The sequence below is a fragment of the Virgibacillus sp. 7505 genome (genome assembly GCF_002272135.1).
In the GTDB taxonomy this organism is placed as follows: domain Bacteria; phylum Bacillota; class Bacilli; order Bacillales; family Amphibacillaceae; genus Terribacillus.
In genome coordinates, this window is the sequence record NZ_NPBF01000514.1 from 1 (window position 1) to 205 (window position 205).

At 46.3% G+C, this 205-nt stretch carries 1 pseudogene; it reads right to left on the reverse strand.

What is annotated here, in order from left to right:
* Nucleotides 1-205, reverse strand: a pseudogene (locus CHH91_RS21100) (glycerophosphodiester phosphodiesterase); the annotation flags it as partial.

Below are 205 nucleotides of genomic sequence, written 5' to 3' on the forward strand. Positions count from 1 at the left end.
TGAAAAGAAGAATAAATGATTTTCGTTTGACTTCCCCAGGCCTGGACGGTTTCGAGGACACGGCGCTCAATTCCTTGGTGTTTCGCTAAATGTGGCTTCAGCTCAATATTGGCTTCGGTACCGAACGGCGCAAGAAAGCAAAGCACTTCTTGTAAAGTCGGAATCCGTTCCTGATCCCAACTCGGTTCATATTCAGAAAGGTGAT